Source organism: Paenibacillus plantiphilus, assembly GCF_927798095.1.
Taxonomy (GTDB): Bacteria; Bacillota; Bacilli; order Paenibacillales; family Paenibacillaceae; genus Paenibacillus_Z; species Paenibacillus_Z plantiphilus.
In genome coordinates this window covers 164,981-182,920 of the sequence record NZ_CAKMMF010000008.1, presented here as the reverse complement: position 1 = coordinate 182,920, position 17,940 = coordinate 164,981, and the positions used below count along the sequence as shown (strand labels likewise).

Sequence of the window (17,940 nt, the reverse complement as noted above, 5' to 3'; positions counted from 1 at the left end):
TTTCAGTCTCCACGATATTGTGCTCTTTACAACTGAGACTAGAGTCAGCAAATAACGCCCTCCCGTTCGAGATGACGTTCATCCGCTACCGCTTCGCCTTATAAAACTCATGATACAGCTTCATGAGCGCCCGCTTCTCGATCCGCGACACATAGCTCCGCGAAATGCCCAGCTCCTTAGCGATTTCTCTTTGGGTCTTCTCCTCTCCCCCATGCACGAGGCCAAAACGGCCGACGACGACTTCCTTCTCCCGATCATCCAATATGTCGAGGTTTTTGTATATTTTCGACTTCTCGATTTTCAGCTGTACTCTGTCCGCAACATCATCGGCTTCCGTGCCAAGGATATCTATTAGTGTAATCTCGTTGCCCTCTTTGTCAGTTCCAATTGGGGCATGCAAGGAAACATCCTTGCGCGTTTTCTTCAAGGAACGCAAATGCATTAGAATCTCGGTTCTAATGTCATTAGTGTTGCTGAGCGCGTCCTTAGATTATTAAAGATTTCATTACTTTCCCGACACGGTCGGAAATGATGTAATTCGCCAAACCATCATATCTGGTTGGGGTTTCATTGATTATGATCATGCATTCCCCTCTGTAATACTTTAACAATCCTGCTGCGGGATAAACAGACAGCGAGGTGCCTGCTATCACGAGGATCTCTGAGGTCGCAATTAAATTTTTAGCGATTTGAATAACTCCTGAATCCAAGTCTTCTTCGTACAAAGTAATGTTCGGTCTGACAATTCCAGCACATAATTGGCACCTTGGAATGTTTTGTCTACTATTCAGCACAAATTGCAGGTCGTATTTCTCTCCGCATACCATGCAATAATTTTGCCTGGTCGATCCATGTAATTCAATCACTTGTTTGCTTCCCGCTTGTTGATGGAGTCCGTCCACATTTTGAGTGATAATCGCTTCTAATTTTGTCCGGTTTTCCAGTTCAACAAGAGCAAGATGAGCATCATTTGGCTTTGCATTTGGATGAAGAAGATATTTTCTGTAATATTGAAAAAAACGTTCCGATTCCCCTGCAAGGCAACTTTTTGATAGAACTTCTTCAGGTAGTACGCTATTTCCATCAATGTAAGCTTTACCTGATCTATAGTCAGGTATTCCACTTTCAGTGGAGACACCAGCACCACCAAAAAACACAATGTTTTCACTATTATTCACAATAGCTTTTAATTGTTGAAAATCCATCCTTATCACCTCTACAACAAAAATAGCCGTGATTAACGGCTATTTACTTCAAAACGCTGCAATTGTTCTTCAGATAAATCAGAGGGCTCAATTCCATGATCCGCACAATATTTATCAAGGGCACGAATATTATATATCTGCTCTTCCTTGGAAATCGGGACAGCAAAAACCCCATCAGGAAATGCAGAATCGAAATTTAATTTATTCCTATCTTGAACGTTCAAAAAACGAGCCTTTATTCCAGTTTGACTCTTTTCAAAACGAACCTGTCTATTCGAAACCTTGCTCATACTTAGTCCCTCCTACCCTTTACACTCTACACTTTTGCAAAATCGTAGCGGCGCCGTATTCATTAAAATACATCGTCAAATTTCCAATATGTTTGGCACCGATTTTCTCGTAGAAGCCAATGGAAGTTGTCTTGGATTTAAATTGGACAAATCCATCAAAGCCCCTTTGGACAGATACTTTGCAAGCATATGCCATTAGATGCTCTCCGACGCCGGCAAAAACTCTTTCCGAATGCTGATATTTATTGTGGGGTGCCGATTCAATATTGGCTACTTCAATAAAATTACACTCAGGCTTATCATTTGACCTTGATGCGATTAGTCCCTGAGCAATTTTTGGCTGTGAATGGGTACATAAAGCAAAAACTTCAAATCCCTCGACCATAGGTGCTCGCCAATCAAAAACCCACCCCTTGTTTTTGAAGATTTGAAACAACTTCAAATCCTTTTGAGTAAGTTGTTGAAAGAAAACATCGTGGCTTTCCCCTGTCTGTAGGTTAATGATCATAACATAGATCCTTTATATATTCTTCCCTACATTGTACTATAAATAAGCTATTTTTTATACAGTGCAGTGCAATAACAAGGCTATTCATTGGAGATGGGTTGCCGCTCGGATCCCCCTCCTTTTTCCGGATAACCGACTTTTTCTTTACTCATAGCCTTCTTCCCGCTATTATGACTTAGAAGGCGCATTCATCAGTCGTATTCGTCAATTCCGACCATCTTGCGGTTAATAACTTCACATAGTCCAAAGAAAACAATCCATAATGCCCCAGTGCATACCCATCGTTTACTTCAATCAATAAAGTTTCCCCTTTATCGGTTATACCAATATCTACAGCATATCCTTTGGGAGCGGATCTGAATTGCATGACGATATTTTCAATGACTCGATAGTCGAAATGCGACCTCCAGTTCCCCCTATACCTGCGAACATCTAGAATATTCCCGTATCTGACGAAGCATCTCCACTCCGCCACGAATTTGACCACATCCGAACATAATATCTCAGGATCTTCACCGTTTGTCCCGCATCCCATTAAATCCTTCGTGCCTCTAACCACAACTCCGGTAAACTTTTTATCCTCAACTGGCTTAATGAATACGTTCCATTTCTCTGGATTATTTGCGATCACGCTCAGTCTTGACTTCCATACTTTTCTTCCCAAAAATGCAGTTAATTCTTCTGGATAGTCCATTTCTGGTGCAACAATATCGTATTTGCGAAGCATGGTTCTGACGTCATCGACATAACTGACAATAACGTCTTCCTTTTGATGATCAGACAATTCATTTACGTCTTGAAAATAGCGTATTTCAAAACCCATTTGTTTAAATCCGTCATAAGCAGCATAAAAATTATGGTTTACGATTTCATTATCAGGGCCTTTTTTTAGGTATATCTTCAATAGTAACTCACCACCTCAAATTTATGCTGAGCTATTATGATCTGGAATGAACTACTCTAGAAAATGTGCGAACTTATCCGGGGAATTTCGAATGTCTTGAGCCAGCTTCTCGTACTCCGCAGACAATTTGACCGAACGATATATACAAATATAGTTAACACGGACTACTCCCGTGTTGACTATAAGCAGCAATAAGGGAATTGGATACCAAAAGCACTTGGCTCAAGGAATGGCATCGTTCAACTGTCCCGCGAGTAAAATCATATAAATCCTTTTTTCAAGCTGCGCAGAAAATGATGATACACCTCATGCGGAAATAGATGGAAGGAATCCTTCATTGCTGCACACGTCGAAATAAGAATATCTGTTCCTTCGGAATTGATTTCAAATTCGATCCCCCGGGAAGTCAAATAGCGAAAGATCGCTTGTTTACTGGAATCGCAGTCATTTTCCCCAAGTCGATATTCATCTATCATTCCAAAAACCGACTTCTTCATATCTAATAAATTCTTCTCTGCTAATTCCAGTTCTATGTGATGAGCTCTTCCCTCTTCGGCAAATAAAAGTTCAAACAAAGCATTGAAGAACTTCTTGTTTCTTCGGCACTCCTTCTTCACATCGGAAAATTGTATATTCAGGAAGAATGATTCAACTTCATCTTGGTAGGTATCCAGCAAAGCAAATCGCGAACCATAGCCGAGACTTTCTACCAGACCGGTATAATACCATTTCTGATCTTTATAGCCACGTTTAAATTTATCCCATACCTTATCCCCGTAGAGTGCCGTTTCTCGTCGAATAGACCGAAGATTATTCAGCTTGTCCGCACAAGCCAGTTGCCTGAGAGCAAGATCGGCGCTCTTCAAGTATTCCAGGGTATGCTCTTTGCGTGTTTCCCAAGATGCGTTCTTATCTGGCTCAGAAGCTCCAAGAACGAGTCTCAAAACCTCCTCCCCAAACTGACTGCGAATCTCCTCTTCAGTTGTGTCTGTATCCTCCAACGTGTCGTGAAGCAGACCGGCAATTATAATTTCTTCTTTACATTTGGCCTCAATCAAAATCATCGCCACCCCGAATGGATGGCTAATATATGGAATATTAGTACCCTTTCTTTTCTGATTTTGATGCGCTTGAGCAGCAAATTCAATGGCCTGATCAATTTGATTCATTCATCTCACACCCCACTCCTATTTCGTCTAATTAAACTCATTACCAATAACTGCATTTATCAATTCAACAGATAATGCATCCACGCATGCTTTTCCAAGACTCAAATCCACAAATACAATCCTAACTTCCACGCCATCTCCACTATCATATCTGATTGGCTGATTAATGACCGAAAGACCAGGCAGCCAGGGATAAAGCAGATAAACCTTTGCAGCTCCGTACTTCTTGCCGTAAGTATATGCTTGATACATATCCGCTTGCGAAATACCGTAGTCCGGGGTGGTCGTGAGCCTCTTCCACTTTGTATCCAGTACGACAACCCCAGATGGCCCTTGAACAACGATATCTGGTTGCAATTGAAACCTTGCCGGGTTATGGAACAACCTGAAAGTTCGATCCTGCGTCTTTACCTGTAAAAGGGGATGTGTAAGAGCTTTTTTTACAATTCCCGCCACGTACCGTTCATACACCACCTCCATCGGAAACAGCAACGCAAAAGCATGACTATCGCCTTTGAACGGAGTAAAGCTTTGGCCGGACAAGAACAAGCGACACCAGTCCAAGATCGTCTGATAGTCCTTCATCATTCGATCCGTTGAAATACACGCCCAGTCTTGTTCCAGATGTCCTGATGTCTCGACGTTGTCAAACGCGGCCAATAGCAAGTATAGATCCTTCTGATTATCGACACTTCCGTTTAACCTCATCAATAGCTCAATTGTGGTTTTGATCAGCCGATTCTCGGGACGATTGATACTATATTCGTCATATTCGACATAGAAGCGTTCCTTGTGAGCAGCATTCAGCTTAATATGCTGGGCAATCTGCAGCTTTCCCTTATAAAAGATCTCGTTATCACGATGTTCCCGATAATCAGATTTCAGTCCGCGCTTGACCAATGTCATAGCCTCTTCTATAAACATGCGGATGAAGATGTCGAGCAGATGGTTTTTCTCCGCTTTAAGACTTGTCGAACCGAATTGTTTATTCGGAATATCCTTGATGAACCGTAACATATGGATAAAGATCCTTTTCGTCTCTACTTCAGAGCTTTCCTCATCCCAAGTGTATATTTTCGGCAGAATCTCAATTTGAGTACCATCCCTCATCGCAATGACACCGACATAATTTTTGGCGCTGATGACCTTGCCAATTCCTCTCCTGCTCGACAAGCTCATGAATTCGAGCGGCTCTGCCCCATTCTTAGTCACTCTATTTTCCAATATTAAATGCTCCAGGCAGTTGAAGGCTGACTCAGACAAATATTGATAACCATGCGATATCCCATCCGGATTCTTGCATATGGAACCATATTCTTTCAACTTAATTTTAGTATTCTTGCTGCTCTTGTTAAACAAATGCATCTTCATCGCCTCACCTATGCAAGACTATTGTGATCGTAAATTTTGCGATAAGCCTCGATCTGACTGAACGCAGCACCGTTAATCTTATAAGTAAAATGATCCTCCAGATCATGCTCGTCCAAAATACCGAATAGCTCATTCACAATAACCTTGTTCCGTGCAATAAACTGCTCCGGATCCAGCTTATTATTGTCACTCAATACAAGGCGAATCTTCTCATAGTTATCATAAAAATACTCCTGCAGCAGTGGAATGATCGTATGCTCAAATAGATGCCCCAACTTCTCCAGCGTTGGCTCTTTGTACAATTCAAAAAAATATGCGTGTCCGATGGTATGCTCCCGATCGTACAACACCTCAATTCGCTTATTCAAAGCTTCCAGCATCTTCGCTATATTCAACAGTTCTCCGTTAACGACTATCGAGGCAAGAGTACTAGGATCTGGCATCATTTCGGCAAATGAAAATCTCCTGCGCAGCGCCGTATCCAGACGGGCTATTGAACGATCCGCCGAATTCATTGTAGCTAATAGGTATACATTATTAGGAACGCCAAATAAATCTTGAGAATATGGCAGCTTCAACATGATTTCTTCCGGCATGCCTATTCGTTTCGTTGGCTCTATTAAGGTGATAAGCTCACCAAATATTTTGGAGATGTTACCCCGATTGATTTCGTCAATGATGAAGACGTAATTGTTGTTATTCGATTGGATGGCGGAGCTGACATGCCCCGTCTTTTGTCTTTGCAGGATGGTAAGCACATCCGACAGCGAAATTCGATTCAATCGGTATACTGACCCTTGAGTCATAACCGTGTTTTCATTCAGCTCCATGATGTTCTCCCGAATATCCTTGACTAGCCACTTTACATCCCGGGAACGCTTAAAAGTGTCTACATCTTCAAGCCATTCATAATCTCCCGTCACCACACCAATAGCATCTATGGTTTCTTCATCATACAGGACCAGGACAATATCCCCGCTTCGCATCTCGTTAATAAAACGGGAGATGATCATCCTTCCTCCAAACTGGCTGTAATCCGTTTCTTCGTTCACGATCTCACCATAAGAATCCCATCCGATGCGAATTCTATTATTGTTGAAGCAGTCCCTCTTGACTGGATTCTCTTTGGATCCCCACAGGGAAACCTTCCAAATTGTTGGTTCCTTGCGGATTCCGTAGTCGTTGCTGGCTTGTACAATTGGCTTTTGAGCTTCATCGCAGAACCGTTTAAACACTCCAGGTACAATCTCGTAACCTATTTCTCCTGTCACAGTGTCCGTATTGTCATCAGATACCAGCTTCGGCTTGATCCCTTCGATAAATTCCTCATAACCATAGGATTGATGAAAGGTTGTGAATGCAATTTGTCCATTCGCCTTATATGCTTCAAACCGCCTCTTGATTTGATCATATCCGTCTGTCTCGGCTTCCTGGAGAATGGCAATTACAGGCTTCCTTTCAATCATTGATACCGCATATAGAACAGTATGATAGGTTTTGCCGGTTCCTGGGGGACCATAAAGGATGGTATTCTTGTCTAAAAGCAGCTTATTTTCAGCATTTCCCATAGAAGCTCCCTCTGTGGCAATAGAATTTTCACTCAACTTGCTTGACGCAACTTCAGAACCTAGCCCGCTCTCTCGCCCTCTCAGAAACTCCTCATAATAATCAAGACTGTACTGGAATGCTTTATTACCCGCTCTTTCGTTCACTAAGTTAAAATTCTCCGCCTGCTTCATGGCTTCTCTCATGCTGCTATACTGACTTGCATCAGCTATTTCGAACACATTGGTCGTCTCTAGTTTAATTGTTGACAGCTTTGCTGGGGAAGTGGATAAAGCTGAAACATATTGCATGACTGTACCTTCAGAGTAAGGTTGTCCGTCCGCTTTCTTCTTTCGCCTCAACCAGTTGGTGTATTCTTTTTTTAGCAATTTACTTTGATTTTCCATTGGGATTCACCTTTCATCATCGTTCTGCCACCCAAGCTATTATGTAATGTTAAATCTTATCATAAATTGGGAATTCGACATTCCACCTAGTTCTTCCTGCCTAGAAATACTGTAGGCGATATATCGGCTGATCCACTTTACTCACTCCCGTATGTCTTTCCTCCATTATGATGGTTCACAGCGACCTCAGATTGTCAGCAACTATATGTTCTGCTAAAAAAGCACTGCGATTTCTCAAATTGAGATCGTAGTGCTTCTAAACCTGTATTCATTATCGGTGACTCCATATTTCGCAAAAAAGAATTATAACCGTTTAACGCGGGAGAAACCCCTTTATGAGTCAGCAAATAACGCCATCCCATTCGAGATGACGTTCATCCGCTATCGCTTTACCTTATAAAACTCATGATACAGCTTCATCAGCGCCCGCTTCTCGATCCGCGACACATAGCTGCGTGAAATGCCCAGTTCCTTGGCGATTTCTCTCTGTGTCCTCTCCTCTCCCCCGTGCACCAGACCGAAACGGCCGACGACGACTTCCTTTTCCCGATCATCCAATATGTCGAGGTTTTTGTATATTTTCGACTTCTCGATTTTCAGCTGGACCCTGTCTGCGACATCATCGGCTTCCGTGCCAAGGATATCTATTAGTGTAATCTCGTTACCCTCTTTGTCAGTTCCAATTGGATCATGCAAGGAAACATCCTTACGCGTTTTTTTCAAGGAACGCAAATGCATAAGAATCTCGTTCTCGATACATCTCGCCGCGAATGTCGCGAGCTTCGTGCCTTTGCCCGTTTGGAAGCTTTCGATAGCCTTGATGAGGCCGATTGTGCCAATCGAGATCAGATCCTCCAGATCTTCCCCCGTATTATCGAACTTCTTGACGATATGCGCCACCAGCCGCAGGTTGTGCTCGATAAGCAGATTGCGCGAATGCTGGTTCCCCTCCGCCATCAGCTTCAGATGCTTCATCTCTTCTTCCTCATGAAGCGGCTGCGGAAAAGCGTTGTTCTTCACATACGATACGAGCAGTGACAGCTGTTTGATGAACAGTGCTATCGTCGCAAACAATCCCATGAACCGTACACCCCCAGGCTGGATTACCGGGGACAACCTGTTCCCCCCGGTGCACATTAAGTCGGTTCTTCATTCTATGTAGGCAGCGGCCCAGATGTGCATGATTTATCGACTGCCTTGGCCGGACGCATAGTTCGTTCTACCGAGGCGAAACGGCAATACCAGACCTCTATGCTACATTTATATGAGCAGGATAAGTGAATTCCAATTATTCTGTTGGATGTACGTCCTCTCAAGTTGAGAACGCAGTGTCGGCCATGTGAAATTTAGATTATGCCATGAAGCTTCCAAGCGCCCTGAATGTCCTCGGTTATATCGTCCGCCATCTTCTCCAATCGCGGACCGTACGAAGACGCATACACAAGATATGATGGAAAACAAGCAACTGATTGAAAAAAGCAATCGTTAAAGCCTCTTAACAAAAAATAAGACCACTGCCTTTTCACGGACAGTAGTCTTATTTTCATCGTTCATGTGCGCTGTTAAAAACCTCAGTTGTAGGCTTTTACTTCGTCAATGTATAGTGTTGCTTCTCCTGCTCCGCCGCTTGGCGTTACAAGTTGAATCCCAACGGCGTTCACCGACTTCAAGTCATCTGCATGATAGGCTGGCTCGCCGCTGCTTGCAATCGGAGTCATGTTCGAGAAATCGATCCGCAACGTGGTAAAGCCTGCGTCATTTGCTGCTAGAGCCCCAGAATCAATCCACACCTTATAACCCCGCAATTGCAGAAACAGCTTCGCTTGAACATTCTCGGCAGCAGTGTCGATTTTCACCTTCGCTTCAATGCCTTTAAAGCTGCTGAGATCAAGGTCCGCCATTGTGCTGACAGCCAAAAATTCTCCGCCATTCTGCCACAATGCTGCCGTCTTGAGAACATTATAGTTCTCGCTGCCTTCGGTATAAACAGCCTGCGTAACGGTCAGGCTGCTCGCGTTCCCCGCCCAGCCTTCCACATCCTGTTCAAAGCCGTAAGCGACCACGGGCTGAACCGCTTGAAGCGATATATCCTTCAGATGCAGCTTGGCCGTTCCCCCGTCGTTGCCAATCTCTTCAATCTTGATCCCGATAACTTTAATATCCTTCAAATCAACACCGCTCACTTTAGCCGCATCCGCCAAGGAGATGGTTAGTGCTGTGTAGCCTGCCGAATCGATAGCAACCGGATTGCCGCTGTCCACCCATGCCCAGCCCGTACCGCTCTTCATGAACAACCTGGCTTTGACCGTCCCTGCGCTTAATTTGACATTAGCCGTCAAGCTGCCCATGCCCGTCAGATTCAGTCCGGACGGAATCGTCGATAGCTCGAACTCTTCGTTCCATACCTTCGTTGTGGCATTCTGCCCTGTATTCATAAGCGGAAAATCGACGGTCAGCGTCTTCTCAGCATCATCGTAGGCCATGTTTTGTGCTTGTGCGGTATTGCCTTCGATCTTCCACGCATTGATATCTGAAGCCGCCTGGAATGGATACAGCACGCCCGCAGGAGTTCCTGTCATTCCATTGCCGGAGTCCGGAAGCTCAGGGGTATTGGCATCATGAACGGCACGAATGTCGTCGAAATAAAGGATGCCGCTATGGCTGCCATTATCCATGGAATTAATATAAATGCTGAAATTCGTGACCTTCTCCAGACCTTCCTTCGTCACCGGTCCGCCTGCGCTCCAAGGAGCCACGACAAAATCGCTGAACGGGATCGTCAAATGGTACGACTTGGAAGGCTCCAGTACCGGGTAAGCTTCATACGCGGTTCCGTTGATCATCGTCTGAATAACCAGTTTGAGCGGCTTGCCTTCCTTGGCGATGGAGCTGCCCGCATCCGAATGTACCCACAGTTGCAGCGCATTGCTGTCCGACCAATTCACCGTTCCCAAGCTTCTGCCTATGCCCGTATAGCCTGCCGTATTGACGGCAAACTGCAGCTTCATTCCGTAGTCGCCGGCAGCCTTGTGCTTCGAGCCCAGCGAGACGCTCACATCATCCCCGCCCGCTTTCGGATATTTAGCCACCGCCGCGTCGGTAGACCCGCTGTAGGACTCAAAGTCGTCCACCAGACCCGTGTCAAGTATCGGAGCGGTATAAGCATTATACAAGCCGAGATCGTCTACAAGAATGGATACCGGTTCCGGCGCCGCAAATCCGCTGCCAACGAGCGAAATGGCAAGGCCTGATGCTTGCGCAGCCGCGACGGCGTCATTCAACTCAATGACAGCGTCATACTTGTAGTAGGAAGTGCCTGAGACTGTCACCTGCTTCAAATCCGCCAGCGTCTGTCTTGTTGCATCCTCGCCGTATTTGATGCCCCAGTCTTCCGGATACATGGCGACCGCCTGGACGGCAGCTCCCGCGCTACCGGAGGATACCGGAATGAGCGCCGTGAACTTAATCCGCTTGACGTCAGCGAGATTAACGCCGTTTAGACCCGCAGCGGTAAGCTGCAGCTTGAGCTCCTGCCACGTATCTGCTGCATTCAAACCGCTTGCCAGCTTCAATTCCAGCTTGCCGTTCTCTTCTTGCATAACATGCGCAAGCTCCATTGCTATGGAGGCTGGATAAGTGCCGTTATTCTGTATCGCCTGCAGGCTGTCCACCGTGTCGAACGTAAATCGCTTCACTGCCAGCTCACGTACTTTGACAAACGCTGTAATGGTTTGCTCCAGCGTACTGGCGCCAGCTTGGTAAGCCCGAACGGTAATTCCCACGGATTTGCCGTTCAATGCCGCTGTCGGCATCCAGTCCGCCGAATAGTACCCATCGGCATCCAGCGTCATCTCAGCCTCCGGGCCATCCTGCCCGATTGCATAGGTCACCTTGCTTGGCAAAGTGTGCAGCACCCTCGCACGAATAACGGTAGGCGCTTCGCTTGCCGTTCCAATATTGGTCGGCGTGACGATATGCATGAGCGGCTGCTCAGCAGCCGTGTTGAGCTTTCTCCCATAAACATTCTGACCCGACAACTCTCCCGCGAACGATGTATACGAATCGTTGTAGAAGGAAATGAAATCCGGGAGCAGCTCATGGCTGCCCTTGCCCGCTACGTCCTTGTAAGGCACGTACAGGTTATTGCCTTCGCCGAAGTTGGCCCAGGTCAACATATACGCGATTCTCCGGGCATCCGGATCGTTTTTGATCGCATTGGCGATTTTAGTAAACCATTGCGTTTCGTTGTTTCCGATTGTTTTCATACCTGCAGCGCTGTAGCCGTACTCCGATAGCGTAGCCACCTTCCCTTTGCGGTCAGCCGCTTGGGAAATCATTTTCAAATCCTTCACGAGACCGCTCAGGAAAGCCTCGCTTCCGGCATTGTCTTTGTTGTCATATTGATCCATGCCTAGAATGTCAACAAACTCATCGCCCGGATACGTAGTGAAGTACTCATTCTCATTGCCGTTGAACGGCCCGTTAGGTGAGAAAACGTACAGGAAGTTGCGTACCTGCTTATAATCGCGCAAATACTCGACGGTGTACCGGTACAGCTCGCTATATTCGCTCTTCGTCGTTGTTGCCGCGCCCCACCAGAACCAGCTGCCGTTCTGCTCATGGAACGGACGGAACAGGACCGGAATCAGCTTGCCGCTATCATCCTTCAGCTGGTTGGCGAAGGCAGCAATCCGATCCAGGTACTCCCGGAAATCGGCATTCTTATCACCACCTGGTAAAATGCGGGCTGCAACCGATTGTGTCGCGCCGACCGTGTTGCTTGTATCGTTAAAGCTGCCTCCGGTCGCAAAATTATACGGATGCGTGCTCAGCGTCACGATGCCGTCCATGTCATAAGCCTGCCGCATCGCCTTCGACAGTGCGATGCGGCTTGCCTCATAATCTCCTGCCACGCCCGGCGGGTTCTCACGCCCGTCCAAGCTCAGCGTATCCCAGCCGAAGACCGCCGGATAATCGCCGACTGAGTTCTTCACATCAGAGATGACGTTTCCTTGGGCATCCTTGCCTGCGAAGGAAACCGTCGTATCATGCTGATGGCCGAACAAAACATTCCTGCCTCTCGTTTCATTCAAGAATGCGAACAGCGACTTCGTCTCTGCAGTGGCTTGCGCGTCAACCAAGTTCATCGCCTGGACATCTGTTCCCGGATTTTCGGAGCCCCCGCCGATCTCTGTGCCGCTGCCGGAACCCCCTCCGCCGACTGTACCGCTATCGGAGCCTCCGCCGCCCACTGTGCCACTGCCGGAGCCACTATTTGAGCCACTATTTGAGCCACTATTTGATCCACTACTGGAGCCACTATTTGAGCCACTATTTGACCCGCTACTTGAGCCACTGCCCGCAGACGGCGTGACTGGTTGAAGTTTCCCGTCCTTGATCGTATATACGCCGCTGCTCGTTACAACCTGGCCGTTAATGGTAATCCCGCTGCCTGCAACGGAGATTTCACCGACCGAACCTTTAATGTCCAGCATCGTTCCGGCCGCCCCGCTGTCAACCACCAGACTGGTGACCGTGGCGTCTTCCTCGATCACCAGCACAGCGGCGGTATTCACCGAAAGCTGTCTCACAGTCGTTGCGCCCGAAATAACAAGCCGAACCTTGCCTTCAGCACGGTTCACGACAACCTTGGAAAGACTCGAATGCTTCATATGTATCGAGTGGTTTCCGCCTCCCGATACAAACGCAGTGCCTTGAACGGTAACGCTATCCGCATGCACGTCCCCGTCAGCAATGCCCGGAGCCAGATAGAGATTCCCGGAGATAGATGCATCCTTCAAACTTACATCATTACGATTGATGATGACATTCCCTTGAATGACTTCGCCTGTCTGAGAACCTGCCGCACTATAATACTTCGCTACAAGGCGATCTATCATACTGACCAGCTCTGCCCGGGTTATATTCTGATGGGGTCGGAAATTTCCGTCGGGATAACCCGATATTACGCCACCGAGGGCAGCTATCGCTTGGCGGGCATAGTCGCTAATTTGAGAGGCATCGGCATAGTTCAAGCTAGTGTTAGCGCTTTCATTTTGAAGTGAGAAGACTTTCGCGATTAACGTTGCCGCATCCTGCCGCGTCACTTTAGCCGCTGCCTTGGACAGATTGCCCGGGAAGCCTTCATAATAACCGGCTTCTCTCGCCTTTCTTAACTCATCCGCATACCAAGCCGTGGCCGGTATATCCGCAAAGGTCAGGTCGGACTTCGCATAATAACCGAACATCCGATTCAGGATAGTGACGACTTCCGCCCGGGTGATCTCATTGCCCGGATGAAATAAACCGTCTGCATAGCCTCGAACAACGCCGTATCCGGTCCACCTATTAATACTCTCCTGCGCCCAGTGGGCACTGTATTGACCTACTGCCGCTGGTTTTGCTGCCGATGCCGATGCGGCAGCCGCCGCCGGTGCATAACCCGGCAAAGCAAGCGATGCCGTCAGCACTGCTGCCAGAAGCAGTTGGAATCTCTTTTTCATTTGTCTCAACCTGATCACTCTCTCTCCATGCTAGAATTATAGGCGTGAACGATTAACGAAATCGGTTGAATTCACCTCCTCTCAGGACCCGCACGAGGCAGTATGCATTGGCTTAAAGATTCAACAACTCCTGCAGCACGCGATCGCTCAAGAAAGGCAGATACTCATGACCGTATTCATGATATACAACAAGCTCCTTATCGGACGTAATCTTGTTGTACGTCGCAAATTGCGTATATGGCGGACAGACCGGGTCGGCTAGACCCGTTACGAAAATAACCTTTGCTTCTATGCGATCAGCCAGATTCTGAATGTCAATATAGCCCAGCTTATGGAACAACTCATCCTGCCGTGTATGCAGCGGATCCAAAAAGCGGAAGAAGTAAGCAATTTCTTCATAAGCCGAAGAGGTGGCATCCATCTCCCAAGCCTTCTTGTAATCGGTCAAGAACGGATACACCGGTATCGCCAGCTTGACGCTCGGTTCGAGCGCAGCGCAGGCAATGGCCAAGGCACCGCCCTGCGAGCAGCCATGGACGCCAATTTTATCCGGGTCCACGCCATCCATAGACTTCAATATTCTCACGGTCTGAACCAGATCAAGGAAAACATGGCGGTAATAAAGCCGATCCGCATTCCCCTCATCTATTCCTCGGATAATATGGCCCTTTAATGTATTTCCTTTTACAGCCAGGTTGTCCTCGGAGAGTCCTCCCTGTCCTCGGCAGTCCAGGGCGATGACCGTGATGCCATGTGCCGCATAGGTCACCTTATCGAACCAGTCGCCGCTGTTGGAGTGATAGCCATGGAACAAAGCCAGCCCAGGCCCCATCCCGTTTGACGCTTTAGGCTTGACGAATTTGGCATGCACTCTTGCTCCCCCGACACCGGTAAAATAGAGATGATAGCATTCCGCCAAAGGCGTTTGGAATTGGGCCACCACCAGTTCATAGGCAAGAGGTTGATCATCCAATTCGTTCAGCGCACGCGCCCAGTAAGCATCGAAATCATCCGGCTTCGGGCTGCTTCCTCTATATTTCAGCAAATCTTCTACTTTATCGTTAGCCAAGTCCGTTCCTCCTTGAAGAAGAAAACGGATAAACCATTAAAGCGATTATCCGTTTCCATTGGGGTTATAAGGATAAGAATTGCGATGCTTTACATGATGCCGATTTCGGCATCGTCGCCGACTTCTTCATGCGTCGCTTTCACATAATCGATAATTTCCTGTGCAGTCGTATAAGCTACGCCGACGTAAGTGTCTGCGGCGCCGTAGTAAATCGCGATCCGACCGGTCTCCGCATCCGTCAGCGTGGCGCAAGGGAATACGACGTTAGGCACGAAACCGCGCTCCTCGTACCACTCTTCCGGCGTAAGCACATAGGTGCTGGAACGGTACTTCACCTTGGACGGCTCATCCTTGTCCAAAATAACGGCGCCCATGCTGTACACAAGACCGTTGCATGTGCCGGTTACCCCATGATAGAACATGAGCCAGCCCTCGCTCGTCTCGATCGGAGCCGGTCCTCCGCCAATTTTAACCGACTGCCACCAGCCTTGGCCGCCTTTGCTCATCACATGGCGATGCTTGCCCCAATAGACGAAATCCGGGCTCTCGCTCAGGAAGACATCGCCAAACGGCGTATGGCCGCTGTCGCTTGGACGGGAAAGCATGACGAAATTGCCATTGATTTTGCGAGGGAACAAGACACCGTTGCGGTTGAACGGGAGAAACGGATTTTCCAGGCGCACGAAGGATTCGAAATCGGTCGTTCTCGCGACACCAATTGCGGCTCCGTAGAAATCCGTACACCAAATGATGTAATAAACGTCCTCCACTTTAACAAGCCGAGGGTCGTAGGCGTAATTCGGCTGGAATGGCTTTCCTTGCTCGTTGACGAACGGAATTTGCTTCTCCTCGATCGTCCATTTCAAACCATCCTTGCTTCGGCCCATATGCAGATGCGAGCGGCCATTCGTCGACTCGGCGCGGAAAATACCTACGTATTCGCCTTCGAACGGAACGACGGCACTGTTGAAAATGCGAGCTACGCCCTTGACCGGATTACGATGGATGACCGGGTTATCGGAATGTCTCCATACCGGGCCAACTGCCCCCTCTGGTTTCTCCTGCCAAGGCATGTTCGGAAGATTCTCTCCAATAATGCGTACTGTGTCCATATATAATCTCCTTTATTAACATGATAGAATTTTATTTAACCGATCCTTGCGCGAAGCCGTTATAAATGTATTTCTGCAGGGACAGGAAGATAATCATAATCGGAATGATCGTAATCATGATACCGGCGCAGATGACTTCCCATTGGGAGCCATAAGGACCTTTGAACTTGAAGAGCGCCGTAGACAGAACCTGCAGATTTTCACTCGGCATATAGAGGAATGGCGTGTAAAAATCGTTGTAAATGTTGACGCCTTTGACGATAATAACCGTTACAATCGCCGGTGCCAGAAGCGGCAAAATGATTCTCCAGAAGATTGTGAAATAAGAAGCGCCATCCAGCATCGCGGATTCATCCAGTGAGTCCGAAATCGAATTTAAAAACTGCATAAAAATATACACGGCGATAATATCCGTACCAAGATAGAGCAGTATCGGAGCGAAACGGGTATCCATCAGATTCAGGGAATCGATAATCCGAAAGGTAGCTACCTGGGTCGTTACACTCGGGATCAGCGTAGCTAGCAAAAAGGCGACTATCAAAATGTTTCTGCCGCGGAATCGGAACCGGTTAAGCACATAGGCAATCATCGCGCCGATCAGCGTAGCGCCGATGATGGACATCACCACGATAAAAATCGTATTCCCGAAGCCCAGCAGCATCTTGCCGTTAATAAATGCCTTCGTATAGTTGGAAAAGTTAAACCAGTTCTCCGGGAGCGTGAGCGGACTTGTTGTGCTGTATTCCTTGTTCGTCTTGAAGGAAGCGAAGAGAACAACCGCGATCGGAACGAGTGCGGCAAACGCGCCAAGCAACAAGGTGGCATACTTGAAAACAGCCGCCGTCCCGTATTTCAATTTATACATAGGTTATTTCTCCTCCTTGATGAACAAGCGTTGCAGCAAGGTCACAATGACGACAATGAAGAGCAGAACGACCGCCATGGCGGAAGCAAGGCCTAGCTTGTTGTACTTAAACGCTGTCGTTACTGTCTGGATGACAAACGTATTACTGCCATTCGAACCGCCGGTCATGATATATGGAATATCGAACGCACTGATTGCGCCGCTAATCGCCAAAATCAAGTTCAACTGCACAATGCTCTTAATGCTCGGGAGAATGATATGGCGGAATTGATGCCAACGGTTCGCTCCGTCAATTTCAGCCGCTTCATAAACATCCTTGCCGATTGAGGAGATCGCACCGAGGAAAATAATGAAGTTAAATCCCATATATCTCCATAGGGATGCCCCGGCCAGCGAAATATTGATAATATGCGGATTGAGCAGCCAGCCTTGTGTATAAGCACCGAGACCGACGCTTTGCAGCAACGTATCCAAAGTACCATCAGGCCTGAAGAAGAACAGAAAGATAAATCCGATCGCTACGCCGTTCAGAAGATAAGGGAAGAACATGACCCCTTTAAAAAAATTTTTGAAACGGACACTCGTGCTTAGAATCGTCGCGAAGTATAACGCCAGTCCCATCTGAACGAATGAGCCGACAAAATAGTACAAGCTGACTTTGAAGACGGAAAAATATTTGGAATCTGTAAAAATAGTTTTGTAATTCTCAAATCCGACATAGTCGTAGCTCTTGCTGTATCCGTTCCAGTCGGTGAAGCTGTATTTGAACATATTGATAACCGGCAAGTACGCAAATGTGAATAATAACGTGACCGGGATCAGCGAAAAAGCGAATATAATGATTCTTCGCTGCATTTTATAGTTCAGGTTCTTAAACATCACTCATACCTCCAAAGGTCCTGCTCTGCACTTCTCTCTACTGTGGCGAATATAAGGGAAACGCATGCTGCATGCGTCTCCCTCCTCTATTGCCGCCGTTATACATCATCCCC

The 17,940-nt window shown here is 47.2% G+C and carries 13 protein-coding genes and 1 pseudogene; all 14 read right to left on the bottom strand.

Annotated features, from left to right (window positions below):
• Positions 1 to 85 precede the first annotated feature (85 nt).
• A pseudogene (locus L6H65_RS09345) lies at positions 86 to 460 on the bottom strand (sigma-70 family RNA polymerase sigma factor); the annotation flags it as partial.
• Between the two features lie 25 nt (positions 461 to 485).
• Complete coding sequence (locus L6H65_RS09340; protein WP_236340434.1) at positions 486 to 1,205, bottom strand: NAD-dependent protein deacylase; 720 nt, start codon at positions 1,203 to 1,205, stop codon at positions 486 to 488.
• Between the two features lie 32 nt (positions 1,206 to 1,237).
• On the bottom strand, positions 1,238 to 1,495 hold the full coding sequence (locus tag L6H65_RS09335; RefSeq protein WP_236340423.1) for a hypothetical protein: 258 nt from the start codon (positions 1,493 to 1,495) through the stop codon (positions 1,238 to 1,240).
• 19 nt (positions 1,496 to 1,514) lie between these two features.
• The gene (locus L6H65_RS09330; protein ID WP_236340415.1) at positions 1,515 to 2,003 is read right to left on the bottom strand and encodes a GNAT family N-acetyltransferase; all 489 of its coding nucleotides are present in this window, start codon (positions 2,001 to 2,003) and stop codon (positions 1,515 to 1,517) included.
• A 175-nt stretch (positions 2,004 to 2,178) separates the two neighbouring features.
• The gene (locus L6H65_RS09325; RefSeq protein WP_236340413.1) at positions 2,179 to 2,907 is read right to left on the bottom strand and encodes an ATP-grasp domain-containing protein; all 729 of its coding nucleotides are present in this window, start codon (positions 2,905 to 2,907) and stop codon (positions 2,179 to 2,181) included.
• Between the two features lie 260 nt (positions 2,908 to 3,167).
• Positions 3,168 to 4,076 carry an HD domain-containing protein gene (locus L6H65_RS09320; RefSeq protein ID WP_236340411.1) on the bottom strand — a complete coding sequence of 303 codons (909 nt, stop codon included), beginning with the start codon at positions 4,074 to 4,076 and terminating at the stop codon, positions 3,168 to 3,170.
• Between the two features lie 27 nt (positions 4,077 to 4,103).
• Entirely contained in the window at positions 4,104 to 5,300 is a 1,197-nt protein-coding gene (locus L6H65_RS09315; RefSeq protein ID WP_236340409.1) for an McrC family protein, read from the bottom strand.
• Between the two features lie 155 nt (positions 5,301 to 5,455).
• Positions 5,456 to 7,303 carry a DUF8426 domain-containing protein gene (locus tag L6H65_RS09310; protein ID WP_236340407.1) on the bottom strand — a complete coding sequence of 616 codons (1,848 nt, stop codon included), beginning with the start codon at positions 7,301 to 7,303 and terminating at the stop codon, positions 5,456 to 5,458.
• Positions 7,304 to 7,780: 477 nt separating this feature from the next.
• Complete coding sequence (gene sigK, locus L6H65_RS09305; RefSeq protein ID WP_236340398.1) at positions 7,781 to 8,479, bottom strand: RNA polymerase sporulation sigma factor SigK; 699 nt, start codon at positions 8,477 to 8,479, stop codon at positions 7,781 to 7,783.
• Positions 8,480 to 8,970: 491 nt separating this feature from the next.
• Positions 8,971 to 13,902, bottom strand: coding sequence for a glycosyl hydrolase (locus L6H65_RS09300; protein WP_236340396.1), 4,932 nt, complete (start codon positions 13,900 to 13,902; stop codon positions 8,971 to 8,973).
• A gap of 112 nt (positions 13,903 to 14,014) precedes the next feature.
• Entirely contained in the window at positions 14,015 to 14,971 is a 957-nt protein-coding gene (locus tag L6H65_RS09295; protein ID WP_236340380.1) for an acetylxylan esterase, read from the bottom strand.
• Between the two features lie 89 nt (positions 14,972 to 15,060).
• Positions 15,061 to 16,083 carry a glycoside hydrolase family 130 protein gene (locus L6H65_RS09290; RefSeq protein WP_236340378.1) on the bottom strand — a complete coding sequence of 341 codons (1,023 nt, stop codon included), beginning with the start codon at positions 16,081 to 16,083 and terminating at the stop codon, positions 15,061 to 15,063.
• 31 nt (positions 16,084 to 16,114) lie between these two features.
• Positions 16,115 to 16,948: a carbohydrate ABC transporter permease gene (locus L6H65_RS09285; protein WP_236340376.1), complete on the bottom strand. Its 834-nt coding sequence runs from the start codon at positions 16,946 to 16,948 to the stop codon at positions 16,115 to 16,117.
• A gap of 3 nt (positions 16,949 to 16,951) precedes the next feature.
• A complete protein-coding gene (locus tag L6H65_RS09280) occupies positions 16,952 to 17,827 on the bottom strand; it encodes a carbohydrate ABC transporter permease (protein WP_236340373.1) in 876 nt (291 codons plus the stop codon).
• Positions 17,828 to 17,940 lie beyond the last annotated feature (113 nt).